Below are 24,166 nucleotides of genomic sequence, written 5' to 3' on the forward strand. Positions count from 1 at the left end.
ACTGGTCGTTTAGCCGAATTTCGGATCGAGGCTGCCCGCTTTGTAACGCTTGGCCATTTCCGAGACCGGCAGCGGCTTGATCTTCGGCGCGTTGCCGGCGGTGCCGAACTGCTCGAAACGCTCCTTGCACAGCTTCCTCATCGCCGCCATCGCCGGCGTCAGATATTTGCGCGGGTCGAATTCCGAGGGATTTTCCGTCAGCACCTTGCGGATCGCGCCGGTCAGCGCCATGCGGTTGTCGGTGTCGATGTTGATCTTGCGCACGCCATGCTTGATGCCGCGCTGGATCTCTTCCACCGGCACGCCCCAGGTCGGCTTCATCTGCCCGCCATATTTGTTGATGATCTCCTGCAGATCCTCCGGCACCGAGGACGAACCATGCATGACCAGGTGCATGTTCGGCAGGCGGCGGTGGATTTCCTCGATGACGTTCATCGCCAGCACCGCGCCGTCCGGCTTGCGCGAGAATTTATAGGCGCCGTGGCTGGTGCCCATGGCAACCGCCAGCGCGTCGACATGGGTGTCGCGCACGAACTGCTCGGCCTGCACCGGATCGGTGAGCAATTGGTCGTGGCTGATCGCGCCTTCGACGCCGTGGCCGTCCTCCTGCTCGCCGCCGCCGCTCTCCAGCGAGCCCAGCACGCCGATCTCGCCCTCGACCGAAACGCCGCCCCAATGCGCCATGTCGACGACGCGCTTGGTGATGCCCGAATTATAGGCGTAGTCGGCCGGCGACTTGCCGTCCTCCTTGAGTGATCCATCCATCATTACCGAGGTGAAACCATGCTGGATCGCGGTGACGCAGGTAGCCTCGTTGTTGCCGTGGTCGAGATGCATGCAGACCGGGATGTCGGGATGGATCTCGACCAGCGCATCGATCAGCTTGGCCAGCACCACGTCATTGGCATAGGCACGCGCACCGCGGCTTGCCTGCAGGATGACCGGCGACTTGGTCTCTTCCGCCGCCTCCATGATGGCGAGGCCCTGTTCCATGTTGTTCATGTTGAAGGCCGGCACGCCATAGCCGTATTCGGCGGCGTGATCGAGCAATTGTCTCAGTGTGATGCGAGCCAACGAATAGTCTCCCGTATCTGGTTTCGAACCTGTGGTTGCAGGCTGTCCGCGCATCGTCCAGCCCACCGATGCTTCTGGCCGGATTTCCGTGCAACCGCAACCGTCAGACACCGTCCCGGCAGCAATTCTTGTTACAGGGCCGTGATGAAAGCCACGGGAATATCCCAGGAAAACATCTCATTATCACAAAAATCATGATAGTTTCAGGAAGAAATATGTTATCTTATCGAGGAGCCAGCGTCGGTTGGCGGACATCGGCAGCAATGAAGAGCGATAGCAGGCGTCAAGGCATCATGGACTTTCTGATGGACGTCGGCGCGGCGAGCGTCGACGATCTTGCCTCACGCTTTGGCGTCTCCAGGATGACGGTGCATCGTGACCTCGACGACCTTGAGGAGAGCGGTTTCCTGCGCAAGGTGCGTGGCGGGGCTTCGATCCAGCCGAGCGGTCTCTTCGAAAGCGATTTCCGTTACCGGCAAAAGCAGGCGACAGGGGAAAAGCAGCGTCTTGCGGCGGCCGCCGTGGCAATGATCGAACCCGGCCAGACTGTCATCATCGACGACGGCTCGACGGCTGGCGGCATCGCGCGGCATCTCGCCGATTTCAGGCCGCTGACGGTGATCTCCAACAATCTGACCGTCATCCAGGACCTGGCCGGCGCCGGGGGCATCGACCTCATTGCGCTCGGCGGCCAGTACAGCAAGAAGTTCCACGGCTTTTTCGGCCTGCTCGCCGAGGCTTCGCTGAGATCGCTGCGCGCGGACGTCGCCTTCCTGTCGTCATCGGCTATCCATGGCGCCTCCGCTTTCCACCAGGACCAGGAGGTGGTGCAGATCAAGCGGCTGATGATGGAAGCAGCGACCCGCAAATACCTTCTGGTCGATCACGGCAAGTTCGGCCGCACGGCGCTGCATTTCCTGACCGAACTCGAGGCGTTCGATGCCGTCTTCACCGGTCGCGCGCCTGAGCCCGGAATGCGCGCCGCACTGGATGCCGCCGGCGTTTCGCTGACGGTGGTCGCCAACAAGGATTGAGGATCAAGGAGCGCAGGCGTGGTTTATTGGGTCGGTACAAGCTGGAAGATGAACAAGACGCTCGCCGAGGCGCTGGATTTCGCCGGGGCATTGGCCGGCTTCGTGCCAGGCTTCGACGAGCGCATCCAGCCTTTCGTCATCCCGCCGTTCACGGCGGTGCGCGAGGTCAAGCAGGCGCTGTCGTCGACGCGGGTCAAGGTCGGTGCCCAGAACATGCACTGGGCCGATGCCGGGGCCTGGACCGGCGAGATCTCGCCGCTGATGCTGAGCGACTGCGGTCTCGACATGGTCGAACTCGGCCACAGCGAACGGCGCGAGCATTTCGGCGAGACCGATCGTACCGTCGGCCTGAAGACGGCGGCCGCCGTCAAGCACGGACTGATACCACTGATCTGCGTCGGCGAGACGCTGGCGGAGCGCGAAAACGGCAAGGCCGATGCGGTGTTGACCAGCCAGGTCGAGGGTGCATTGCAGTTCCTCGAAGGCGAGGCGAAGGCGGCAAAAATCCTGTTTGCCTATGAGCCGGTCTGGGCGATCGGCGACAAGGGTATTCCGGCCAGCTCCGTCTATGCCGAAAAACAGCAGGCGCTGATCAAGAAAGTGGCCGGCGGCCTGCTGCCGTCCATCCCGCCGGTGCTCTATGGCGGCAGCGTCAATCCCGGCAACGCGGCCGAGCTGATCGGCCAGCCCAGCATCGATGGCCTCTTTATCGGCCGCTCGGCCTGGCAGGCGGAGGGCTACATCGACATGCTCAGGCGCGCCTCGGCGGCGATCTGAACGAACGAAATCTCATTCAAGAAAGGACACGACCATGAAAATAGCCATTGGAGCCGACAGCGCCGGCAAGCCGCTGCTCGATGTCATCGCCGCGCATCTCGCGACAAAATCCGGCCTCACCGTCAGCGACCTCAGCCAGGCCGGCTTTTATGCCGACCTGTCGCAAAAGCTCGCGCAGACGATCATCGACGGCGAGAACGACCGCGGCATCCTGTTCTGCGGCACCGGCATCGGCGTCTCGATCTCGGCCAACAAAGTGCCCGGCATCCGCGCGGCACTCACCCACGACACCTATTCCGCCGAGCGTGCCGCCAAATCCAACAACGCGCAGATCATCACGATGGGCGCCCGCGTCATCGGCCCTGAACTCGCCAAGGCGATCGTCGATACCTGGTTGGCCTCGGAGTTCGACGAGAAGGGGCCGTCGGCCGGCAATGTCCAGGCGATCAACAAGCTCGATGAGGCGAAGCAGGCCTAAGCCAGGTTGTCGCGCAACGCCTCGATGACGGTCACGGCCGAGGCGGCGCCGGGGTCGATATGGCCGAGCGAGCGTTCGCCGAGCCGCGAGGAGCGGCCCTTGGCGGCGATCATGTCCTTGGTCGCCTCGGCCCCCCGGCGCGCCGCGTTCACTGCCGCATCAAGGCTTTCGGCAAGGCCTTTTCCCGCCGCATTGCTGGCGCCGGCTGCTTCCGCCGCCGGCAGCCAGGCGTCGATCATCGTCTTCTCGCCGATCTCGGCCTTGCCGCGATCGCGCATGCCTTGCGCCATCGCCTGGAACAGCGCGACGACATCCGCATCCGCCAGCGTGGTCTTGCCCTTGACGGCAGCGGCGGCGCGCATGAAGGCGGTGGCATAGAGCGGGCCAGACGACGCACCGACCGCGTTGAGGAACGATTTAGCCGCCATGTTGAGAAGCGCGGTCGGCTCGGTCGCCGCCAGGTCGAGTGGCGCCAGCGCGTCGCGCACTGCGTTGAAGCCGAGCGCCATGGCGATACCGTGATCGGCGTCGCCGATGACGCCGTCGAGGTGGCAGAGCCGGTCCTTGTCGGCTTCGATCGCCACCGCGATCGCATCGAACATTCTCTTCAGGTCAGCGCTATCGATGCTCACGGATCACTCCTCAGCCGGCGCGGAACATGGCGCAGTCGCACGGATGGTCGAGCATGGTCTGCAACTCGCCATCGAGATGGAACAGCGTCACCGAGGCGCCGGCCATTTCGAGCGACGTGCAGTAATTGCCGACCCAGGTCGCATGGATGGAAACGCCGATGTCGTCGAGACGCTGCTTGACGCGACGGTTCATGATGTAGAGCTCCATCAACGGTGTCGAGCCCAGCGAATTGACCAGCACCGCGACCTTGTCGCCACGCGAAGGCGCCATCTCGGCGAGGATCTTGTCCAGCATCTCGTCGGTGATCTCGTCGGCGGTGCCGAGCTTGCCGCGCGCGATGCCCGGCTCGCCATGGATGCCCATGCCGATCTCCATCTCGTCGGCGCCGATCTCGAAATTCGGCCGCCGGGTCTGCGGCAGCGAGCAGGGCGACAGCGCCACGCCCATGGTGAAGGTGTGATCGTTGGCCTTGCGCGCGATGCGCTCGCATTCGTCGAAGGAGAGCATGCGGTCACAGGCCGCGCCGGCCGCCTTGAAGACGAAGAAATTGCCGGCGACGCCGCGACGCTTCTGCCGCTGGTCGCGCGGTGCCGAGGCGACATCGTCGGTGGTCAGCACCGTGCGCACCTCGATATCGTCCATGGCGGCCATTTCGGCCGCCATGTCGAAATTCATCACGTCCCCGGCATAGTTGCCGTACGTGAACAGGACGCCGGCGCCGCCGTTCGCCGCCTTGGCGCATTCAAGGATGGGATCGGGTGGCGGCGAGGCAAAGACATTGCCGATCGCCGCCGCGTCCGCCAGGCCCTTGCCGACAAAACCGAGAAAGGTCGGCTCATGGCCCGAGCCGCCGCCGACGACGAGCCCGACCTTGCCGGGACGCGGTCCGTTGCGGGCGATGATCGAGCGCGGGCTGCCGTCCGCGCTCCTGAGATGGCTGGGATGCGCGGCCAGAATCCCCTCTAGCATCTCGTCGACGGCACGGTTGCCGTCATTGATGATCTTCTTGGTCTGCACCGGCATCCTCCCGAACTCGGCATTTTCCCGAGATACTACAGGCTGTTACCGCGATTTCCACCCCGCTCTCGGCTGTTTCAGGCGGCGATGTGCCTTCGCGCCGCCAGAATCTGAAGGCATGCGCCGGCCGCTTCCTTGCCCTTTACCTGGAAGTGCTCGAGGAAGAAGCGGTGGTGCTCGGCGCTGTCGTGGTAATTGTGCGGCGTCAGTACCGCCGAAAGCACCGGCACGCCGGTCGTCAACTGCACATTCATCATGCCGTCGATGACCGCGCCGGCGACGAATTCGTGCCGGTAGATGCCGCCATTGACGACGAAGGCAGCGCCGAGGATCGCGGCGTAGCGACCCGTCTCGGCCAATGTCTTGGCGTGCAGCGGGATCTCGTAGGCGCCGGGCACGTCGAAGATTTCGACGGCAAAGCGGCCGTCGCCCAGTGCAGCAAGCTCCGCCTCGAAGGCAGCGACACACTGGTCGACGATATCCGCGTGCCAGCGTGCCCTGACAACGGCAACGCGGGTCGTTTCATAGTCTTTGTGGGAATGCTGATTCATGGGTCCATCCTTCCGTTTCGAACCAGAATCAGGACGCACGATACGAAAACCGGCCGCCGGAGCGGTCCGTCTTCCGTTTCGTTCTCTTCCATCCGGACTGTAACCGTCGGCTCCGGAATCACACCGGATCTGCTGACCCTTCCGGTTTTGCCGGAAAGCGCTCGCGGGCTTGGGTCCCGCGCATGACCCCGAAAACCGGACCGGTTTTCGGAAAGAAACCATGCGCAATCAGGAGTCCTTACCGCCGGTGGGGACTTTCACCCCGCCCTGAGAACATTAACGGCTTTGTATGGAAGGGCAGGGGCGCCGCTGTCAACCAGGCGAAGGCTGGTGGCCCATCACGTCCTGTGTGGCTGGCGCGTGCGCCATGCCGCTGCCGAAGCCGCGACCAGCATCAGCAACGCCGCCACCATTGCCGATGCGGCAAAGCCGAAATCCGAATATAGCGGCCCGAAGCCGGTGGTGCCGACAAAGACCGCCAGATATGTCACCGCGCTGTTCAGACCCATGATCGTGCCGCGCCGTGACGGATCGAGCGCCGACAGGCGCATCACCAGCACGTTCAGACCGAAATGATTGGCGAGACCCCAGGCCGCCACCATGGCGAGCGTCATGCCATAGCTTTTGCTTGTCGCGGCGATCGCGACATAGACGATGGCGACGAGCAGGTAAGCGAAGGGCATGACGCGGCGAGCCCCCAGGCGATCGATGATGCCGTCGAAGAGCGCCGCCGTGCCGAACCCGGCCCCATAGGCGAGTGCGGCTAGGCCGTTGGCGCTGACCGGCTGGCCCAGCCCGCTGTGCAGATGGTCGCCAAGATAGCCATAGACACCGTAGAAGGCGGTCATGAAGGCGCCGCAGGCGATCAGCAGCGGCACGATGCCGGGAATGCCGAGCGCCTCAAGCGGCGCCGGCGCCGGGCCGGCCTTTCTGACATCCGGGAGTGACGATGCGGTAAGACTGCCAAGCGCCATCGTCGCCAGCAGCGCCACGGCGGCGAAGACGGCCCGCCAGTGCACGAGATCGGCAAGCACCGCCGACAGCGAAACGCCGGCCACCATGCTCAGCGTCCATCCGGTCAGCACAACGCCGATCGTTCCGCTTTCCCGTCCAGGTGGGGCAATCGCCGCGGAACTGGCATAGATTGCCGGCATGGCGACGCCGGCGGCGATGCCGGCGAGAAGCTGCGCGGCGACCAGTGCCGTCACAGTCGGCGCCGCGGCGCTCGCGACAAGCGCCAATGCGAGCAGCAGCAAGGCCGCTTGCAGCATCCGGCGCGCGCCGATCCGGTCGATATAGCGCGCCAGGAACAGGGCGCTCGCCGAGGTGCCGAGGCCGAAGGCGGCGGCCGCCATCATCACGACAGGCACGCTGGTCGCGAACGACACGGCCACGGCGGGAGCAATCGGACCCAGCACCAGGGAGTTCGAGCCGATGACGGCGATGCATCCGGTCAAGAGATAGGCCAGCGCCGGGATGGGCGGCCGGGCATTCGCACCCAGGGTTACTGCTTGATCGCTGTTCGACATATCTTCATAATGGCCGTATTTTATTCGGCCACAATCGGGAATTTGCACTATGAACGAAGAAACAAATAGCATTCCGCAGAACAGGCCGGCGCCCCGCGATGTCGACGCGATCGACAGAAAGATATTAGGCGTTCTCGTCGACGACGCCACGGTCAGCTATGCTGAGCTCGGCGATCGTGTCGGCCTCTCGCCGCCCGCCGCGCATGAGCGCGTCAAGCGCCTGCGGCGCAGCGGCGCCATTCGCGGCACGGCTGCCATCATCGACCCCAAAGCGGTCAAGAAGCCGCTGCTGGCATTCGTGCATATCGACACCAAGGGCTGGGGCAAGACGCCGGAGCTGATGGCGGTTTCGCAATATCCGGAGGTCGAGGAGATCCACACGGTTGCCGGCGACACCTGCATGCTGCTGAAGGTCCGCACGGAGGACACGCGGGCGCTTGAAGGCCTGCTGTCGCGCCTCTACGAGACACCCGGCGTCACCTCGACGCGCAGCTACGTGGTGCTGTCGACCTATCTTGAGCGGCCGGTGCAGCCCGGCGTCACGACGCAGTGGCCGGCGCCCAGGCACATGGCCGAGCCTCTGTACTAAGGCCTGATGCCGATAAGCGTGAAGCGGTTTTCGGACGACATCATGCTCTATCACTTTGATTTGGAGCTGGACTGGTCGTCTCCGCCGAAAACGGCGCAAAACAAGCAATGATATGCTAATCTCCCGAGCCTCTAGGCAGAGGGCGGGTGATGGCAACGCTGGAAACGGACAAGGTATTCGCTGGCTCCATACCGGAAAACTACGATCGCTATATGGTGCCGTTGATTTTCGAGCCGTTCGCTACGGATCTTGTAGCGCGAGCAGCGTCCCTGTCGCCCGCCGCGGTTTTGGAGACGGCCGCCGGCACCGGGGTCGTTACCCGCGCATTGGCGCCGAAACTGTCTCCCGGCGCAAGCTATACGGTAACTGACCTCAACCAGCCGATGCTCGACTACGCCGCTTCGCGACAACCTCCCGACGGTCGCATCACATGGCGTCAAGCGGACGCCTTGGCGCTGCCGTTTGAAGATGCGACCTTCGACCTCGTTTGCTGTCAGTTCGGTGCGATGTTCTTTCCCGACCGGCCATCGGCCTACCGCGAGGCCAGGCGTGTCCTGAGGCCGGGCGGACATTTCCTGTTCAGCGTATGGGATCGCATCGAGGAGAACGTCTTTGCCGATGATGTGACGAATGCTCTCGCAAGGATCTTCCCCGACGATCCGCCGCGCTTTCTGGCACGCACACCCCATGGCTACCACGACAAGGCAGTGATCCGTCACGAGCTGGAGGATGCTGGGTTCTCCGGTGTAATGATCGAGACGAGAGCCGAACAAAGCCGTGCATCCTCGCCGCGCCTTCCCGCCGTCGCTTATTGCCAGGGAACTGTGCTTCGCACCGAAATCGAGGCCCGGGAGGCCGGGAAGCTGCAAGCCGCGACCGACTACGCCGCATCCGCGATTGCAGACAGACATGGCAGCGGCGCGGTGGCCGCCAAAATTCAGGCTCACGTCATCATGGCAACGGCTTAGCTTCCCAACCGGATCGTCTCGAAATAGGCGTCGGTGCCGACCTGGCCGCCCTTGAGCGCGATTTCGAGTCCATCGATCGCACCGCCGCCATGGGCGACACAGAGCGGTGATCCCGGCGATTGCGGCAACGGCATGCGCACCGTCAGCGCGTCGATGGCCAATTGTCCGAGCGCGTGACTGGAGGTGTCGCCACCGGCGATCACCGCGCGCTTGAGTTTCTGTTCCACGATTAACCGGCGCAGGATTGTTCCCAGCGCTCGCCCGAGCGTGTTTCGCGCACCTTCGATCCGGTCGATCTCGGCGCCACGGTCGGCCTGTGGGCCAAGCGCGGTGTAGAGGATGACGCTGCGCCCCGCAGCCAGGCTTGCCAATCCGCTCGCGACGGCGCGCTCGATTGCCTCCTTGGCGCCCTCCGTGACCAGTTGCATGGCATCCATCTCGACGCCGTCGAAACCGTGGGCAAGGGCGTGGCGGATCTGCTTTTCGGTGGTCGGCGACACGCTGCCCGAGACCACCGCGAGGCGGTCTACCGGTCCCGGCGGCGCGAACGACGCCTGCCCGGAGGCAATGCCTTTGCCGGCCCATTCGGCAAGCAAGGCATATTCGATGCCCGAGGATCCGACGACGAAGCCATGGCCTTGGTCATGGATGCGCCAGATCTGTTCGCCGACGCGTCTCTGTGTCTGGCGGCTTTCGACATCAAACAGGATGACCGCCCTGTTTTGCACGGCCTGGTCGACCGTTTGCGCGAGATCGTCGGTCTGCAATGCAGCCAGGTCGACAAGGCCGGAGCTGAGACTGGTCTGGCGCGAGAGATGCACGAGCAGGTCTGCTTCGTTCATCGGCGTCACCGGATGCCTGCTCATCACCGGATGCCTGTCGATGCGGAAATACTCGCCGCGGAACGCCGCGAAAAGATTGCCGAAGGCCGTGTAGCGCTTGAGCTGCGGCGCGCCGACGACCATCGGCACGCTACTCTGGCCGAAGATGCGCCGGCCGATCTCGATGGCGCGGCCGATATTGCCGACCGTCGGGCTGGAATCGAAGGTCGAACAGATCTTGTAATGGCAGATCGCCGCTTCGAGGCTCTTCAGCCATTCGAAGGCGGGCGCCAGATTCTGCTCCATCCATTGCGGCGTTTCGCTTCGGCTGGTGCCGGCCAGTCCGACGGCGCGGCAATGGAAAAATCGCGCCAGCAGGCGCTCATCGGGCCGACGCATGAACAGCACCGTCGGTACGCCGCCGAGCTCGAGCGCCTCCATGACATCCGTCGAGCCGGTGAGGTCGTCGCCATAATAGCTCAGGAGCAGGTTCTGCATGGCTTCGCTCAGGCCGCCTTGCCGTCGCTGAATTTCTCGATCGAGCGTGCCAGCTCGGCATGGTCGCGCGCGAATTCGTCGAGGGCAATGCCCTCGACCGCGGCCTGCCACGCTTGCAGCACCGCGCGCACCCCGGCGCCGGGCCCGTCCGGATGGCTGACGATGCCGCCGCCGCAGAGATAGAGGAGATCGACCGTGCGGCCGGTGCGCTCATAGGTCTCGGGCGCCTGGCCGCCCCATTGGCCGGAGCAGGCCACGGGCAGCGCGCAATCGTATGATGAAAACAGCGGCGTGGTCACCGCTTCGAAAGAGCGGATGAAAGAATCGTCCGGCTCCCAGTATTTCGAGCCGATACCGTTGATCTGGAACTGGTCGACGCCGAGCAGCCGCCAGAATTGCTGCCATACCTTGAAATCCATGCCGAGGCCGGGATGGCGGGTGAGAATGTCCCAGCCATTGCGGTGCGCATGCAGCGCCAGCCCGGAGCGCTTCCTGAGGAAAGCCATGCCGCCGAATCCGATGGAGTTGATGTTGACGACCGCGCAATTGCCGCCGGCTTCCAGCACCAGATCGTGGTTGCGCATCATCTCGTCGGGATCGGCATGCGAGATGCCGAAGGCGTACATCACTTTCTTGCCGGTCTTTTGCTCGTGGTCGCGGATCAGCGGCATGATCGCCTTCACCCGCTCAGCGAGCGGCGAATAGGCCGGGCTCATCAGCTTCTCGTCGTCCTTGATGAAATCGACGCCGGCTTCGATCAGTTCGCCCACCATCGCGGCTGTCTCGTCCGGCCTGAGGCCAAGCGCCGGCTTGACGATGGTGCCGATGATGGGACGGCCCTCGACCCCGGTCAGCCTGCGGCTGCCGGCAACGCCGAATTGCGGGCCGGGATGGGCGCCCCGGTATTGTTCCGGCAGCTTCATGTCGATGACCCGGACACCGGACAGGCCCCTGATCGAATAGGTGCCGCTGATGGCGATCGTCATCAGCGCCGACAGGTCGGTGCCGATGGCGTCGAACGGGAAGCCGATATCGACATCGGCGCGCCGGAAGGGGCCGTTCCCGGATCCGGGAAGCGACGGCTGCTCGGCATCGGGCAGGGGCCTGATCGCCAGCACACGAGCCGCCACACGCGCCTTTAATTCCTCGGTCTCGCCGGGCAGTGGGACGAAGGTGCCGGTCGACTGGTCGCTCGCGATCTTGGCCGCCAGCGCTTCGATGCTGCCAGAGGTTTCGATGCGATAGGTAAGCGTGATCATGGTCTGTCGGCCGCTCGAAAAGGGTTCGAAAAAAGTTTTGTCGCGCAGGAAATCTGGTATAATGAGTACCTAAGTATTGCAAGCAATATCCCGACTTCGGCAAGAGGGCCGGCTTCGGCAATTCCGGGAAATGAGCGGCGTTTTTCGTTCGGAATGCCTGGAACAAACAGCTGGCGCGGCTTGGCGATTGCATGAAATCGCGGGACCGCTCCAGGCGCAGGCATTCCGGTAATCCTGCCTGGAATGCTAAACACGAACCGGGCCAGGGAGTGATTCGTCACGATGAACCGTTCGGAGCCGATCGTCCGGCGCAAACTTTCCGACGAAGTCTTTGCAAGGCTGAAGCGGCTGATCACCAGCGGCGAGCTGCAGCCGGGCGACGACATGCCGTCCGAACGCGAGTTGATGGAGCGCTTCGAGGTCGGCCGGCCGGCGATCCGCGAGGCCATGCAGGCGCTGAGCAATATGGGACTGGTCGCCATCTCGCATGGCGAGCGCGCCAAGGTGCTGCAACTAACCGCCAAATCGATCATCAAGCAGGTCGACGGCGCGGCCAAGATCATCCTGTCTTCATCCAGGGACACGCTGGAGCACCTGAAGACGGCGCGCATCTTCTTCGAGCGCGGCATGGTCAGGGAAGCCGCGGAAAAGGCGACCGCCGAGGATGTGCAGCGGCTCAGGGCAACGGTGGCCGAGCAGCGCGCCGCGCGCGGTGATTCCGAAGCCTTCATCTCCGCCGACATGAAGTTCCACACCCAGATATCGGCGATATCGGGCAATCCGATCTATGTCGCCGTCAGCGAAGCCACGCTCGGCTGGCTGAAGGAATACCACACCGAGATGCTGATCTGGACCGGCAAGGAACAATACACGCTTACCGAGCATGAGGAGATCATCGACCGCATTGAGCACCGTGATGCCGACGGCGCCGAAAAGGCGATGATCAAGCATCTCGAACGCTCGCGTGCGCTCTATGTGATGAATTCCGATAAGTAGCTCTAGCCAACCCGGACAATGGCGTAGGGCGACATCGTAAGATGGCCCTGACCCAGTGCCGAAACATCAACCGGGACGTCGTTCGCCGTCAGGTTCGCCAGCCAGACGACAATGTCGCCCGAGGCGGCGCGACCGGCCAGCGCCGCAACACGCGTCTCGTCGCTTGTTTTCGCGGCAACATGCGCGAGCCCAGCCAGTTCGCAAAGCCCTTGGACGGCCCGGAAAATCGGCCGCGGCGATCCCTCGGCGACAGGTTCGCCGGATGCGGCCAGCAAGCCGAACGGGCCGGTGATGCTGGACAGTGTCAGCATCTCCAGCCCGGCCGGCGCGACGCGCGCGGCATAGCCAATGGTCCAGGCGGCGGCAAACTGCGCGGCATGGCGGGGATCACGGTTCGCCATGGCAATGCGTTGGCCGGCAAAATTGTCCTTGGTCGCGCCGCCATAGGGGTTCTGTCGCATGGCAATGGTCGACGGGCCGATCCGGTAAGGCTTGTCGCCGAAGATCGCCCGGGTCGACCGGGTGATGAAGGGCAGCGCCTCCAGCGATTGCATGACGCTGAGATCGTCGGCGGCGTGAACGATCGGACAGGTGCAGTGCGTGACGAAATCGAGTTGGTCGGCGGGCACGCGCTTACGGTTGAGCTCGGTGAAATAGCTGAACATGCCGCCGCCGAGGCGGATCCCGGGAAAGGCGCGCCGCGCCGCGGCATAGATTTCTTCCAGCGGCGGGCATGCCGGCCAGGCGCTGCCCGGCGGCGTCGACTGGCGGTCGACCGAAGGCGAGACGGCAACCGCATCGAGCCGCAGGCCGACCCGGCGCACCATATCGGCGACATCGGAGAATTCGGCATCGAGGTCGCCCGTGCAGGCCACCACGCATTCGAGCGTGGTCGAGGCGGGATGCGCCGCGGCGAGCCGGGCATGGGCGCGCAGCGCGTCCAGGCCGTGGCCGCGCGTCGGATCGAAGTGGAACAGGAGTTGCCGCGGACCGAGCCTTGCGAGCATCGGCAGTTCGGCCAGCGTTGCCTCGACGCCCTCGGGATAGACGATCACGCCGACATCGGGCAGCCTCGGCCCGGTCTCGCCGAGTTCGATGCGGACCGGTTCGGCACTCGCGGTCGCGGCGGGCATCCCGGCGCCGCCGGTGAGGCGCAGGCTCACCGTCTGGCGCAGCGGTTCGCCGGCCGGCAGCACATAGGGCCACGGCAAGGCCAGCGGCCGCACATAGGTCTTGTAGGAGGCGTCCGACCAGTTGCGCTGGTCCTCCATTTCGAAAGTATCGCCTTCCATCCTGCATTCGGCGCTGACGCCGGGACGCACTGCATGGGTGATGGCACGCAGGTCCTTGAAGGGCTGCCATGGGTCGATCAGATCAGGCAGTTCCGTGTCCACCACCCTGCCATCGGTGTGCTCCACCGTCACCGGGCTGCCGGCGAGGCCGGCGATCGGATGCAGGATGCAGAAGCCGCAGCGGTTGGTCTCGAAATCGCTCTCCGGCAGTGCGGCCACATCGAAGACCAGCCTGCCGTCGGCGGAGCCTTCGATCGTCGCGTGGAAGCGCAGGCTGCTGCCGCCCGGGCCGGTGCAATTCGCCTCATAGCTTACCGAGAAACGGTCGACCTTCTGGTCGATGGTCAGGTCCGTGAGCTCCGGCTCATAAGTGCCCCAGTCGCGGTCGCGTACGATATAGGCGATGGCGCGCAGCACTTCGGTGCCGGCATGCCGGATTGTGCGCAGATTGCCATTGACCAGCTCGGCACTCAGCGCGCCCGCCTGCAGCAGGATCGGTGCCGCTTCGGCCGCCCGTGTGCCGTAAAGATCGAACACGTCGGCCGTCATTGCAGCAAGGCTTCGATCTGCACCGGTTCGCGGCTCGCAGCACCCGCATAGGCGGCCTCGACCAGGGCGAATGTCTTCAGATTGTCGGCGCCCGAGGTCGCCGGCTCCTTGCCGCCGACAAGGCAGTCGACCCAGTGCCGCTGGATGGCCAGCACGCTTTCCTGGATGTTGTGCCATGGCCGCGAGGCCCAGGGCAGGAGCGGCGGCGAGACATCGCTCACTCTGGTTCCGCTCTTGCCGGTGACGGTCAGCCGGTAGCCCTGCGCCAGCCGGATCGTGCCGTCGACGCCGTCGAGTTCGATAAGTGTTTCCGGGAACGGCTCGGTGGCAAGCTTCGTCGCATAGCTGCAATCGACAACCGACGTGGCGCCGCCGGCATGATCCATGAGCATCGTCGCCACATCCTCGCCGGCGATGGCGGGGTTGATGCGTGTGGTCCGCGCGGTCAGGCTCGTGACGTCGCCGAGCAGGAAGCGGGCGATGTCGAGGATGTGGATGCCGAGGTCCTCGATGATGAAGCGTTTTCCGGTCGCCAGATAGGGCTGGCCGGAAAACACGTCATAGCCGGAGCGGAAGGAGATGCGGCCGAAGAATGGCGTGCCGATCTCGCCCTTGTCGAGCAGGGCGCGCACCGCCTGGATCGGCGACTGCCAGCGGAAGTTCTCATGCACCATAAGCGGCACGCCGGCCTTGGCACAGGCCGCGACCATCGCCTTGGCATCGCCAAGCGTCGGCGCGAACGGCTTCTGGCAGATGACGGGAACACCATGCGCGGCCGCCATCTCGACCAGCGGTCGATGGCTGCCGACAGTGGTGGCGATGTCGACGAAGTCGAGCGTCTCGGCGGTGAAAAGTTCCGCCGCATCGTTGTAGCGCTGCGCCACGCCGAACTGGTCGCCGACGATCCGCAACCGCTCCGGATCGCGGTCGCAGATGGCGACGATCGAGGCGCCCTCTATGTCGCGCCAGGCATGCATCTGATTGACGGCGAAGAAGCCGCAACCGATCAGCGCTCCACGCAACTCCGCCATGCTCAGCCCGCCTTTGCCATCTGCATCAGGGTGACGCGCTGCTGTAGCCGGCGCTGCGCCTGGTCGACGACGACGGCGACGATGATGACGAGGCCCTTGATCACCATCTGCCAGAACGAGCTCACCCCCATCATCACCAGCCCGTCCGACAGGATGCCGATGACGAAGGCGCCGACGATGGTGCCACCGATCGTGCCGCGACCGCCCGACATCGAGGTGCCGCCAAGCACCGCCGCGGCGATGGCGTTGAGCTCGAAGCTCTCGCCCGTTGCCGGATGCGAGGCCATCAGCTCCGACGAGATGATCAACCCGACGATTGCAGCGCAGAAGCCGGAGGACATGTAGACGAACATCTTGACCATGTTGACGCGCACCCCCGAGATGCGCGCGGCGCGCTCATTGCCGCCGACGGCGAAGATGTGGCGGCCAAGCGGCGTGTAGCGGGCGAGATAGGCCGCCCCCAGCGCCACCACGATCAGGATCCAGATCGAGACCGGCAGGCCGAGCAGCCGGCCGGCACCCAGGAAGCCGAAGCCGGTGGTGCCGAGTTCCGGCTTGCCGACGAGATTGGGGAAAGTGCGGCCGTCGGAGGAAAGCAGCGCGAAGCCGCGCGCCACATAGAGCACGCCGAGCGTGGCGATGAAGGGCGCGACGTTGAGCCTGGTGATCAGCAGCCCGTTGACGGCGCCGATCAGCATGCCGACCGCGAGCGTGATCAAGGCGATCTCGACGACATTGAAATAGATGGTGTAGCCGATCTGCAGGTCGATGCCGTTGAGCACGAGGTAGCCGGCCACCATGCCGCACAGGCCGACGATCGAACCAACCGAAAGGTCGATGCCGCCGGTGATGATGACGAAGGTCATGCCCATGGCGAGAAAGGCATTGAGCGCCACGTGCTTGGCCATCAGGATCAGATTGGCGGCCGACAGGAAGTTCGGCGCCGCGATCGAGAAGAACACCAGCACGGCGATCAGCGCAATGAAGGTTCTGAGCTTCATCAGCGTCAGCAGCGCCGAGCCGCTGGAGGCGGAGGAAGCGGCAGCCTTGGCCGGAATGTCAGTCATCAGCGTTGCTCCCCATGTGCGGCCGGTCCGTGGCCCAGCGCCGACGCGGCGACGATCGCCGCCTCCGTCGCTTCGGCGCGGTCGAACATGCCGGTCAATCTGCCATTGCTCATCACCGCGATGCGGTCGGACAGCGCCATCACCTCGTCGAGGTCCGAGGTGGCGAACAGGATGCCCAGCCCGTCGCGCGAAAGCTTGCGCATGGTGCGGAAGACATCGGCCTTGGCGCCGACATCGATGCCGCGGCTGGGCTCGTCCATCAGAAGCACTTTCGGTCCGGTGAGCAGCGCCTTGCCGATCACCACCTTCTGTTGGTTGCCGCCCGACAGCGACGAGACCTCCTGCGCCGGGTCGGCGACCTTGATTGCGAGTTCCCGCACCATCTGCATCACGGCCTGCCGCTCGGCACCGCCGCGGATGTGAAACAGGCGCACGAAGCGCGACAGGCTCGCCATCGTCAGGTTGCTGGCGACCGACAGGATCGACACCAGGCCCTCGCGCTGGCGGTCCTCTGGGATCAAGGCCAGCCCTCGCTGGATACGACGCGTCGTGTCGCGCTCCTTCACCTGCTTTCCGGCGATGAAGATCCTGCCGCTGGCATGGCCGTGACGGCCCATGATGCAGTCGAACAGCTCGCTGCGCCCCGCACCCATCAGCCCGTATATGCCGAGAATCTCGCCGGCGCGCAGCGACAGCGAGACGTGGTCGACCGCCAGCCCGCCGGTGACGCGTGGCAGGCAGATCTCCTCGGCGCGGAAGATTTCCGCGCCCGGCACATGGCCGTCGGCCTTGGCGAAGTCCTTGGCGTCCGAGCCGATCATCTGCCGCACGATCCACTGCGTATCGACGTTTTTCATCTCCTCCTGGCCGGTGATGCGGCCGTCGCGCAGCACGGTGATGTAGTCGCCGATGCGGATCAGTTCCTCCAGCCGGTGGGAGATGTAGACGATGGCGACGCCGCGCGCCTTGAGGTCGGCGATCACCTTGAACAGGATCTCGACTTCGGCGGCGCTCAGCGCCGAGGTCGGCTCGTCCATGATGAGGATCTTGGCGTCGAGCGAAACCGCCTTGGCGATCTCGACCAGTTGCTGCTGGCCGATGCGCAGATCCTCGACCAGCATGTCGGGCCGGATGCCGGCTTCCAGCCGCTCCAGGAATTCACCGGCCCGGCGCTCCTGTTCCTTGCGGTCGATCTTGCGGAAGCGGTTGGTGATCTCGCGCGTGGCGAAGATGTTCTCGGCGACCGAAAGGTTGCCGAACAGGTTCAGCTCCTGGAACACCATGCCGATGCCGCGGTCGACCGCATCTCCCGACGACGAGAAAGAGACCTCTTCGCCTTCGAGCAGGATGCGCCCTACGGTCGGCTGCTCGACGCCGGCGATGATCTTCATCAGCGTCGACTTGCCGGCGCCGTTTTCCCCGACCAGCACGTTGACCGCGCCCTTGCGCACTTCGAAATTCGCCTGCTTGACCGCGACCGTGCCGGCATAGACTTTCGAGACATCGTCCAGCTTGAGGATGACGTCATGGCCATTGGCCTGGCTCATGGCTTCGGCCCGATCTCGGCCTCCGCCGGCGTCACCAGCGGCAGGTCCTGGCCGCCTTCGATCGTATAGGCGCCGAGCACCTTGGCGGTGCGGCCTTCCAGCGCCTCGCGCGGCAGCTTGGAGAGCACCGTCTTGTCCGCATAGGCGTTGAAAGCTTTGCCGAACTGGGCGAAGTCGATCTGGTTGGTGAAGTCGTTGAACTGGACGAAGTCGAGGCTGTCGCGCAGTGCCGTGCCGCGCATCGCGGGCCCGATCTGAACGCGCGCGTCCGCCTTGCCGTCACCGTCGGCGTCGACGTCGATGGTGGCCGCGCGCGACTGCATATTGGCGGCGACGATCTTGCCTTCGACGCGGACCGCGAAAGTCCATGGCGAATTCGCCTGCTTCTTCGGATTGCCGTATTTGGCGCCGGCCGCGGCCGGATCGGTCTTCGCCAGCGCATGGACCTCGGCGAACGGTCCCGCCTTCTGCTGCAGGTAGGGGATGACTTTCGCGGCCCATATGTCCTCGACCATCTTGTCGGGGTTGAAGGCGGAAGCATTGCCGTCGCCTTGCGCCGACGGCGTCGGCAGGATCTTGCAGGCGCTGAGCGCGATGCCGGCGGTCAGGGCAAGGATCGGCCAACTCGGCTTTTTCTGCATGGCGGTCGAGGCATCCTGGTGAAAAGGAACGAGGGACGAACCTCGGTTCGCCCCTCGCTGTTCGCGTTGCGCCGGCTCAGTTTTTCAGCGCGAAGGTTTCCAGCTTAGCGGCATTGTCGCCATTGATGAGCACGCAATCCATCAGCTGCTTTTCCTTCTCGGGCGACTTCTTGTTCTTGATGAAGTCGTTGGCCTGCTCGACCGCCATCTGCGCCTGGGCATAGGCAGGCTGCAGCACCGTCGCCTTGATGCCGCCCGAGGTGATGGAATCGCGCACGTCGTTCGATCCGTCGAAGCCGACGACGATGACGTCCTTGCGGCCAGCCGCGGCAAGCGCCGCATAGGCGCCCATCGCCATCGTGTCGTTGCCGGAGATGACGCCCTTGATGTCAGGATTGGCCTGCAGGATCGATTCCATCTTGGAATAGGCCTCGGTCTGGCTCCAATTGGCCGACTGCTGCGCGACCATCTTCAGGTCCGGATAGTCGTCGATGACGTCGTGATAGCCCTTGGAACGGATGCCGGCATTGGTGTCGGATTCCTTGCCGACCAGCTCCACGAAATTACCCTTCTCGCCCATCAGCTTGACGAATTCCTGCGCGCCGAGCTGGGCGCCCTGGTAGTTGTTGGAGACGATCTGAGCCACCGCGACGCCGGTGGCGTTGATCTCGCGGTCGATAAGGAAGGAGGGGACGCCGGCGCCCTTGGCCTTCTGCACGGCGGCGACGGTGGCGTCGGCACCGGCATTATCGAGGATGATCGCCTTCGCGCCGCGGCCGATCGCGGTGTCGATCAGCTCGGACTGCTTGTTGGCGTCGTCGTCATGGACCAGCACCAGCGCCTCGTAGCCCAATTCCTTGGCCTTGGCTTCGGCGCCGACGGCTTCCGCCTTGAAGAAGGGATTGTCGTGCGATGGGGTGATGATGGCGATGAGATCCGCCGCATAGGCGGGCATCGCCGTGCCGAGTGCCAGCACGCCTGCGAAGGCGGCAAGCGTCATTCTGCGTGTCAGTTTCATGAAGTCCTCCCGTTGAAACCCATGCCTCGATCGTTTCGAGGCCTCTATCTACGATTGAATTCGTCAGGCAGGGCCGGCAGCGCGCCGCCCGGATTTCAGAGCCGATCGCCGGCTGTCTCCGAACTGCTCCTCGCTCCGCTCCCGCCGTCCTCACTCGCATCAACTTCAAACTTCCAACAAAGCATGACCGATCCGAGTCCGGGAACAGCTAAAGCTAACTGGTATAATGAGTCAACCACTAATTCAGGTGATCTGTATCTAAGCGGCGGCCCGCTCAGGTAATCCGCTGGATGCTGGCTGCGATCTCTTCCGGTTCGAAGACCCGCTTCCAGTCGTCGCGCATCAGCACCGGCTTGCCGAATTCGATGGCCTTGTTGCAGGCGTCGGAGAACACACCTTTGGTTTCGCCGAAGATTACGGCGCCGAGCACATTCATGTGGCCGAGCAGGAAATCGAGGGCCGCCTGCTGGTCGACGCCGCGCGCCACGACCTCGTCGACAGCTTCCTTCATGACCACCAGCAGCGAGGCGCACACGGTCTCAGAAAGGCCGGGCTCGAGCAGCGCCATCTGCTCGACGGAAACGCGGTGCGAGCGCATCACCGGCGCCCAGATGATCTTGGCGATGGCCTCGCCCTTGGCGTAGTCCGCTTCCGGTCCCTGCATCAGTGCGCTGACCATGTGCTGCTTGGCCTTGACGCCGCCGAAATAATCCTTCTTGGCCGCCATGTCGGTTTCGTCGTTGAAGATCGGCGGATGGCAGGGGTGGGTGACGAAGTAGGTCAGGTCGGGACGATCAGGCAAATGGCCGGCAAACGGCGCCGCGGCATCGAGAACGATCACCATCGTGCCCGGCGCAAGCTTGCTTTCGATGCTTGCCGCGACCTTGCCGATATGGGTGTCCGGAACCGCCAAGATCACCACCTCGGCGCCTTCCAGCGCCTCGTCGGCACTGACCGTATCGAAGCCCAGCCCGGTCTTCAGCCGCTCGCGCCCGGCCTCGCTGACCTCGACATGGTGGATCGTATAGGGCGAGCCGCGGAAATTGGTCGAAAGGCGGTAACCCATTTTGCCGCCGGCACCGAACAGCGCGATCGTCGTCATCTAGCCTTGCTCCTAAATATTGAACGATGGTCTCGCCATCGTCACCTTATATACTGGTATGATCACTCTACCATCTTGGCAAGAGAAATCATTGTCACTGCGGCCTGATTGCCGCAGCGCCCGCCTTAGGTTTCGCCGTGCCGTCGCCGGCTGCGCTCTCGAGGGCGGCGGGGTCGATGGCGGCGGGGTCGATGGCGGCGCGCCGCGACAGCACCTGCCGGCCGGCCAGCGCCAGAACGAAAATGACCACGATGCCCTGGACGATGTCCTGCGCGCCGGGCGGCAGGCCGATGATCTGCATGGTCGTGACGATGAGGATCAAAAGGATGCTGGCGAACAATGTGCCGAGCGCCGTCGCGGAGCCGCCGAAGATCAGCGTCCCGCCCAGCACCACCGCGGCGATGGATTGCAGGAGATAGGGCTGGCCCATTTCAAGAAAGGCGCCGCCGATATAGGCGCCCAGCAGCAGCCCGTTGAGCGAGGCCAGCACCGAGGAGATGATGAAGGCCGAGGCGATGACCCGGTTGTTGCGGATCGCTGCTAGCCGCGCCGCCGCGCGGTTCTGGCCGACTGCCGAGAGCAGTTGTCCGTAAACGGTATAGCGTAGCACGAACGACGTTGCGGCGACGCCCAGGATGGCGATGACTGCCATGATCGGCACGCCCGCGACGCGGCCCGTCGCCAGCGTCTTCAACAGCGGACTGACGGCGAAGCCCGATATCGCGCGGTTCGACAGCAGCGTTGCGGTTGCCAGCACATAGCCCGTCGCCAGCGTGGCGATGATGGCCGGTATGTTCAGCCCGACGACGAGCAGCGCGTTGAGAGCGCCGACCGCAAGGCCGAGCAGGATCGCGGCGCCGACGCCGACGGCGAGGTTGGCGTCCTGGCCCTTGATGGTCAGCAGCGCCACGAAAGCGCTGAGCGTGATCACCGAGGCCACGGAAAGGTCGATATTGCCGCGCCCGGTGGTGACGACGAACATCTGGCCGATGCCGACGACCGTTAGGAACGAGGCCGACAGAACGATGCCCGACAGGCTGGAGAGGCTGAAGCGGTTGGTGACGATGGACAGCACCAGCCAGAGCAGCAGCACCCCGATCGCCGACCAGATCCAGCGGTTTTTCTGCGCCCAAGGGCTGAAGGCGGCAAACGCATTCATTGTTCGCTCCTGCGGTCCGCGGTCAGGCTGCGCAAGGTCAGCAGCGCGATGAGGATCAGTCCCTGCGTCGCTGCGTTGAAGTCGCTGCTCACGCTCAGCGTGCCGAGCAGGGCGCCGATCAACGCCAGCGTGACCGCGCCGGCGACGGCGCCGACCGGCGAGATGACGCCGCCCAGCAGCGAACAGCCGCCCATCACCACGGCGGCGACGCTGAGCAGGGTGAACGAATTGCCGGAATTGATGTCGCTCGCCGTGTTGATCGCCGTCAGCGACAGGCCGGCGGCGGCGGCGAATAGCCCGGCGACGAGGTAGCGCACCAGCGCGTAGCGCGTCGGCGACCAGCCGGAACGGATCATCGCGGTCGGATTGTTGCCGAAACCGCGCAGCACCACGCCGAGCGGCAACCGGTCGATCACGAACACCACGACTGCCACCGCGGCGATGAGGATGATCGAGGTTGGCACAAAGCCGAGCGACCAGTTGAACATTGTCGACAGCCATTCGGGGCTGGCGCCGCCGGGCGTCGGCTGCAGCGCATAGCCTATCCCGACCCAGATGAAGGAGGCGCCCAGCGTGACGACGATGGCCGGGATCTTGCGCGCCTGGATCAGGCCGCCGAGCCCGGCATAGGCGACGATCGCCGCCGCCAGCGCCAGGGCGCCGAGCCACGGTTGGTCGTAGAGCAGCGTGGCGCTGAGCACGCTGACGAGCCCCGCGAACGCGCCGACGCCGAGGTCGATCTCGCTGCCGCCGACGATGAACATCTGCGCCGCGGTCACCAGCACCAGCGACAGCGCCGGCATCAGCAAGAGGTCGAGCCCGAAAATGGAGGCGACCGCCGGATTGGCCGAGATCATCACGGCCAGTACGGCGGCGAGGCCGATGAAGGGGGCAGCGTTCACCAGCCTGCGGGCAAGCCCGGCGCCGACAGCGCCGCTGCGTCCCGCACTGGCAGCTTTGTCCGTCTGCTGGGCAAAGGACGCTCCAACGACGGCTGATTCCGTGATCGCCTCGCCGGCCAGTTCCTTGACGATGCGGCCGCCTGAAAACACCAGCACGCGGTCGCAGGCCAGGAGTTCGGCATCTTCGGTCGTGTGCCAGATGAGCGTGCGCCCGCCTCGCGCAATGTCGTCGCAGAGGCGGTAGAAGTCCTGCTTGGTGGCGATGTCGACGCCGCGCGTCGGGTCGTCGAGCAGGACGATCGGCGTGTCGGCGACGAGCGCCCGGGCAACCAGCGCCTTCTGCTGGTTGCCGCCGCTGAGCTCCAATATGTTGGATCCGAAGCGGGTCTCGTCGAGCCGCAGCCGGCCGGCGGCGTCGGCCGCTGCCGCGCGGTTGGCGCGGTCCGAGACCAGGCCCAGCGCCGGGCGGCGCACCAGAGCGCCGATGCTGATGTTTCCCAGCACGCTCCACAAGGGGAACACGCCTTCCTTCTGGCGGTCGCCCGCGATGAAACCGGCTTCACCGTTTCTGACGACGGCCGCATCCGTTCCGGAATCGGGCTTGAAGATTGCGTGCAGCAACTCTTTCTGGCCGCTGCCCTCGAGGCCTGCCAGTCCGATGATTTCACCGCGGCCGATCTCGATGTCGTGGCCGAGTTCGGCCGTCAGGAACCCGGACAGTCGCACCAGCGCTTCGCGGCTGCCGGTGGTGGCGGTACCGTGCTGGTGGATCGAGTTGGCGTCGCCTCCCATGAGCTGCACCAGCTTGCCGATCGACGTATCGGCCACATCGCCGCGCCAGGCGGTGCGCCCATTGCGCAGCACGACCACCTGAGTGGCGATGTCGATGATTTCCTGAAGCTTGTGGCTGATGAAGATGAAGGCGAGGCCGGATTTGGCCCGCTCGCGGATGAAGGCCCGCAACTGTCTCGAGCGATCGAGATCGAGCGAGGAGGTCGGTTCGTCAAGAACGATCAGCTTGACACCGGGTGTCGCGGCGGCGCGCGCAATCTCGACCATTTGCCGTTCGGCGATGGAGAGGTGGCCGACTTCGGCATTCACATCGATGCCGTTTGCGGGGAAGACGGCGTCCAGCGCCGAGCGGGCGCGCGCCCTGTAGAGTGCCCGCCAGCCCGGCCGGTTGGCGGCATCCGCCGGAATTTCCAGGAAGAAGTTTTCGGCCACCGAGAGGTTGGCGCACAGCGACAATTCCTGGTGCACCATGCGGATGCCGCGGCGCTGTGCCTCCGCCGTGTCGTAGCCGGCGAAGCCGATATTCTGGCCGGCAAACGAAATCGAGCCCAGGGTCGGCCACATCGCCCCGCACAAGATGCGCATCAGCGTCGATTTGCCGGCGCCGTTGCCGCCGACCAGCCCGATGATCTCGCCGGCGGAGACGGCGAGGTCGATCTCTGCATTCGCCAGCGTCGGTCCGAAGCTCTTAGTGATCCCGGAAAGCGAAACAACGCTCTGCCGGGCCGGATCGGCGAGCACCGCGGCGGCTGCGCCTTGCGGGGCGGCTACGGCGAGATGGGACATTCGTCCTCCGTTTCTTCACGGCAAGGACCGGGCGCGGCCGTTCCGCGGCGCCCGGT

Annotated in this window: 22 protein-coding genes and 1 riboswitch; of the genes, 6 read left to right on the top strand and 16 right to left on the bottom strand. The window is 64.6% G+C overall.

The window, feature by feature from the left end; genetic code table 11:
* Window positions 1-9: 9 nt before the first annotated feature.
* Window positions 10-1,074: a class II fructose-bisphosphate aldolase gene (fba, locus tag ACIU1A_RS05170; protein ID WP_140497777.1), complete on the bottom strand. Its 1,065-nt coding sequence runs from the start codon at window positions 1,072-1,074 to the stop codon at window positions 10-12.
* A gap of 263 nt (window positions 1,075-1,337) precedes the next feature.
* Here fba and ACIU1A_RS05175 point away from each other — a divergent pair, with 263 nt between their 5' ends.
* Genes ACIU1A_RS05175 through ACIU1A_RS05185 form a run of 3 tightly spaced genes read left to right on the top strand, consistent with a single transcriptional unit; the run spans window position 1,338 to window position 3,363 of the window.
* Window positions 1,338-2,108 carry a DeoR/GlpR family DNA-binding transcription regulator gene (locus tag ACIU1A_RS05175; protein ID WP_404926780.1) on the top strand — a complete coding sequence of 257 codons (771 nt, stop codon included), beginning with the start codon at window positions 1,338-1,340 and terminating at the stop codon, window positions 2,106-2,108.
* A gap of 18 nt (window positions 2,109-2,126) precedes the next feature.
* Complete coding sequence (locus ACIU1A_RS05180) at window positions 2,127-2,885, top strand: triose-phosphate isomerase (protein ID WP_404926781.1); 759 nt, start codon at window positions 2,127-2,129, stop codon at window positions 2,883-2,885.
* Between the two features lie 34 nt (window positions 2,886-2,919).
* The gene (locus ACIU1A_RS05185; protein WP_140497783.1) at window positions 2,920-3,363 is read left to right on the top strand and encodes an RpiB/LacA/LacB family sugar-phosphate isomerase; all 444 of its coding nucleotides are present in this window, start codon (window positions 2,920-2,922) and stop codon (window positions 3,361-3,363) included.
* Here the strand turns inward: ACIU1A_RS05185 and dhaL are convergent.
* From dhaL to ACIU1A_RS05205, 4 genes are all read right to left on the bottom strand, one after another.
* Complete coding sequence (gene dhaL, locus ACIU1A_RS05190) at window positions 3,360-3,995, bottom strand: dihydroxyacetone kinase subunit DhaL (RefSeq protein WP_404926782.1); 636 nt, start codon at window positions 3,993-3,995, stop codon at window positions 3,360-3,362. The two genes, ACIU1A_RS05185 and dhaL, sit on opposite strands and share 4 nt — an antisense overlap.
* 10 nt (window positions 3,996-4,005) lie before the next feature.
* Window positions 4,006-5,013 (bottom strand): dihydroxyacetone kinase subunit DhaK, encoded by a 1,008-nt coding sequence (locus ACIU1A_RS05195; RefSeq protein ID WP_404926783.1) that lies wholly within the window; start codon window positions 5,011-5,013, stop codon window positions 4,006-4,008.
* A gap of 77 nt (window positions 5,014-5,090) precedes the next feature.
* On the bottom strand, window positions 5,091-5,564 hold the full coding sequence (locus tag ACIU1A_RS05200; RefSeq protein ID WP_404926784.1) for a 6,7-dimethyl-8-ribityllumazine synthase: 474 nt from the start codon (window positions 5,562-5,564) through the stop codon (window positions 5,091-5,093).
* A 76-nt stretch (window positions 5,565-5,640) separates the two neighbouring features.
* A riboswitch (FMN riboswitch) is annotated at window positions 5,641-5,843 on the bottom strand.
* A gap of 59 nt (window positions 5,844-5,902) precedes the next feature.
* Window positions 5,903-7,093, bottom strand: coding sequence for an MFS transporter (locus tag ACIU1A_RS05205; protein ID WP_404926785.1), 1,191 nt, complete (start codon window positions 7,091-7,093; stop codon window positions 5,903-5,905).
* A 49-nt stretch (window positions 7,094-7,142) separates the two neighbouring features.
* Here ACIU1A_RS05205 and ACIU1A_RS05210 point away from each other — a divergent pair, with 49 nt between their 5' ends.
* Together ACIU1A_RS05210 and ACIU1A_RS05215 are read left to right on the top strand one after the other, a co-directional pair.
* Window positions 7,143-7,682 carry an Lrp/AsnC family transcriptional regulator gene (locus ACIU1A_RS05210; RefSeq protein ID WP_404926786.1) on the top strand — a complete coding sequence of 180 codons (540 nt, stop codon included), beginning with the start codon at window positions 7,143-7,145 and terminating at the stop codon, window positions 7,680-7,682.
* Between the two features lie 149 nt (window positions 7,683-7,831).
* Entirely contained in the window at window positions 7,832-8,650 is an 819-nt protein-coding gene (locus ACIU1A_RS05215; RefSeq protein WP_404926787.1) for a class I SAM-dependent methyltransferase, read from the top strand.
* Here ACIU1A_RS05215 and ACIU1A_RS05220 read toward each other — a convergent pair.
* Together ACIU1A_RS05220 and oiaX are read right to left on the bottom strand one after the other, a co-directional pair.
* Complete coding sequence (locus ACIU1A_RS05220) at window positions 8,647-9,969, bottom strand: four-carbon acid sugar kinase family protein (RefSeq protein WP_404926788.1); 1,323 nt, start codon at window positions 9,967-9,969, stop codon at window positions 8,647-8,649. The genes ACIU1A_RS05215 and ACIU1A_RS05220 overlap by 4 nt on opposite strands.
* A gap of 8 nt (window positions 9,970-9,977) precedes the next feature.
* Complete coding sequence (oiaX, locus tag ACIU1A_RS05225) at window positions 9,978-11,228, bottom strand: 3-oxo-isoapionate-4-phosphate decarboxylase OiaX (protein ID WP_404926789.1); 1,251 nt, start codon at window positions 11,226-11,228, stop codon at window positions 9,978-9,980.
* Between the two features lie 282 nt (window positions 11,229-11,510).
* Between oiaX and ACIU1A_RS05230 the strand changes: the two genes are divergently transcribed.
* The gene (locus ACIU1A_RS05230) at window positions 11,511-12,224 is read left to right on the top strand and encodes a transcriptional regulator NanR (protein WP_140514647.1); all 714 of its coding nucleotides are present in this window, start codon (window positions 11,511-11,513) and stop codon (window positions 12,222-12,224) included.
* Window positions 12,225-12,226: 2 nt separating this feature from the next.
* Here the strand turns inward: ACIU1A_RS05230 and ACIU1A_RS05235 are convergent, their stop codons facing one another.
* The 9 genes from ACIU1A_RS05235 to ACIU1A_RS05275 all read right to left on the bottom strand — a co-directional run bounded on the left by ACIU1A_RS05235 (window position 12,227) and on the right by ACIU1A_RS05275 (window position 24,110).
* On the bottom strand, window positions 12,227-14,065 hold the full coding sequence (locus tag ACIU1A_RS05235; RefSeq protein ID WP_404926790.1) for a hypothetical protein: 1,839 nt from the start codon (window positions 14,063-14,065) through the stop codon (window positions 12,227-12,229).
* Window positions 14,062-15,096, bottom strand: a complete 1,035-nt coding sequence (locus tag ACIU1A_RS05240) for a Gfo/Idh/MocA family protein (RefSeq protein ID WP_404926791.1) — start codon at window positions 15,094-15,096, stop codon at window positions 14,062-14,064. The genes ACIU1A_RS05235 and ACIU1A_RS05240 overlap by 4 nt, the downstream gene beginning before the upstream one ends.
* Before the next feature lie 2 nt (window positions 15,097-15,098).
* Window positions 15,099-16,163, bottom strand: coding sequence for an ABC transporter permease (locus ACIU1A_RS05245; protein WP_404926792.1), 1,065 nt, complete (start codon window positions 16,161-16,163; stop codon window positions 15,099-15,101).
* Complete coding sequence (locus ACIU1A_RS05250) at window positions 16,163-17,710, bottom strand: sugar ABC transporter ATP-binding protein (RefSeq protein ID WP_404926793.1); 1,548 nt, start codon at window positions 17,708-17,710, stop codon at window positions 16,163-16,165. Before ACIU1A_RS05250 ends, ACIU1A_RS05245 begins: the two co-directional genes overlap by 1 nt.
* Window positions 17,707-18,351, bottom strand: coding sequence for a DUF2291 family protein (locus ACIU1A_RS05255; RefSeq protein WP_404926794.1), 645 nt, complete (start codon window positions 18,349-18,351; stop codon window positions 17,707-17,709). Before ACIU1A_RS05255 ends, ACIU1A_RS05250 begins: the two co-directional genes overlap by 4 nt.
* A gap of 76 nt (window positions 18,352-18,427) precedes the next feature.
* Window positions 18,428-19,369, bottom strand: coding sequence for a D-ribose ABC transporter substrate-binding protein (locus ACIU1A_RS05260; RefSeq protein WP_404926795.1), 942 nt, complete (start codon window positions 19,367-19,369; stop codon window positions 18,428-18,430).
* Between the two features lie 274 nt (window positions 19,370-19,643).
* A complete protein-coding gene (locus ACIU1A_RS05265) occupies window positions 19,644-20,471 on the bottom strand; it encodes a phosphogluconate dehydrogenase C-terminal domain-containing protein (RefSeq protein WP_404926796.1) in 828 nt (275 codons plus the stop codon).
* Window positions 20,472-20,565: 94 nt separating this feature from the next.
* Complete coding sequence (locus ACIU1A_RS05270) at window positions 20,566-21,630, bottom strand: ABC transporter permease (protein WP_404926797.1); 1,065 nt, start codon at window positions 21,628-21,630, stop codon at window positions 20,566-20,568.
* On the bottom strand, window positions 21,627-24,110 hold the full coding sequence (locus ACIU1A_RS05275; protein WP_404926798.1) for an ATP-binding cassette domain-containing protein: 2,484 nt from the start codon (window positions 24,108-24,110) through the stop codon (window positions 21,627-21,629). The genes ACIU1A_RS05270 and ACIU1A_RS05275 overlap by 4 nt, the downstream gene beginning before the upstream one ends.
* Between the last annotated feature and the right edge of the window lie 56 nt (window positions 24,111-24,166).

The sequence above is a fragment of the Mesorhizobium maamorense genome (assembly GCF_044998965.1).
Lineage (GTDB): Bacteria > Pseudomonadota > Alphaproteobacteria > Rhizobiales > Rhizobiaceae > Mesorhizobium.

Bases quoted from the DNA above. Each gene is read 5' to 3' on its own strand.
- ACIU1A_RS05260 (WP_404926795.1), bottom strand. From the start codon at position 19,369: ATGAAACTGACACGCAGAATGACGCTTGCCGCCTTCGCAGGCGTGCTG.
- ACIU1A_RS05220 (WP_404926788.1), bottom strand. From the start codon at position 9,969: ATGCAGAACCTGCTCCTGAGCTATTATGGCGACGACCTCACCGGCTCG.
- ACIU1A_RS05175 (WP_404926780.1), top strand. From the start codon at position 1,338: ATGAAGAGCGATAGCAGGCGTCAAGGCATCATGGACTTTCTGATGGAC.
- ACIU1A_RS05245 (WP_404926792.1), bottom strand. From the start codon at position 16,163: ATGACTGACATTCCGGCCAAGGCTGCCGCTTCCTCCGCCTCCAGCGGC.
- ACIU1A_RS05240 (WP_404926791.1), bottom strand. From the start codon at position 15,096: ATGGCGGAGTTGCGTGGAGCGCTGATCGGTTGCGGCTTCTTCGCCGTC.
- ACIU1A_RS05265 (WP_404926796.1), bottom strand. From the start codon at position 20,471: ATGACGACGATCGCGCTGTTCGGTGCCGGCGGCAAAATGGGTTACCGC.
- ACIU1A_RS05230 (WP_140514647.1), top strand. From the start codon at position 11,511: ATGAACCGTTCGGAGCCGATCGTCCGGCGCAAACTTTCCGACGAAGTC.
- ACIU1A_RS05210 (WP_404926786.1), top strand. From the start codon at position 7,143: ATGAACGAAGAAACAAATAGCATTCCGCAGAACAGGCCGGCGCCCCGC.
- oiaX (WP_404926789.1), bottom strand. From the start codon at position 11,228: ATGATCACGCTTACCTATCGCATCGAAACCTCTGGCAGCATCGAAGCG.
- ACIU1A_RS05275 (WP_404926798.1), bottom strand. From the start codon at position 24,110: ATGTCCCATCTCGCCGTAGCCGCCCCGCAAGGCGCAGCCGCCGCGGTG.
- ACIU1A_RS05270 (WP_404926797.1), bottom strand. From the start codon at position 21,630: ATGAATGCGTTTGCCGCCTTCAGCCCTTGGGCGCAGAAAAACCGCTGG.
- ACIU1A_RS05185 (WP_140497783.1), top strand. From the start codon at position 2,920: ATGAAAATAGCCATTGGAGCCGACAGCGCCGGCAAGCCGCTGCTCGAT.
- ACIU1A_RS05250 (WP_404926793.1), bottom strand. From the start codon at position 17,710: ATGAGCCAGGCCAATGGCCATGACGTCATCCTCAAGCTGGACGATGTC.
- ACIU1A_RS05205 (WP_404926785.1), bottom strand. From the start codon at position 7,093: ATGTCGAACAGCGATCAAGCAGTAACCCTGGGTGCGAATGCCCGGCCG.
- ACIU1A_RS05235 (WP_404926790.1), bottom strand. From the start codon at position 14,065: ATGACGGCCGACGTGTTCGATCTTTACGGCACACGGGCGGCCGAAGCG.
- ACIU1A_RS05200 (WP_404926784.1), bottom strand. From the start codon at position 5,564: ATGAATCAGCATTCCCACAAAGACTATGAAACGACCCGCGTTGCCGTT.
- ACIU1A_RS05215 (WP_404926787.1), top strand. From the start codon at position 7,832: ATGGCAACGCTGGAAACGGACAAGGTATTCGCTGGCTCCATACCGGAA.
- ACIU1A_RS05255 (WP_404926794.1), bottom strand. From the start codon at position 18,351: ATGCAGAAAAAGCCGAGTTGGCCGATCCTTGCCCTGACCGCCGGCATC.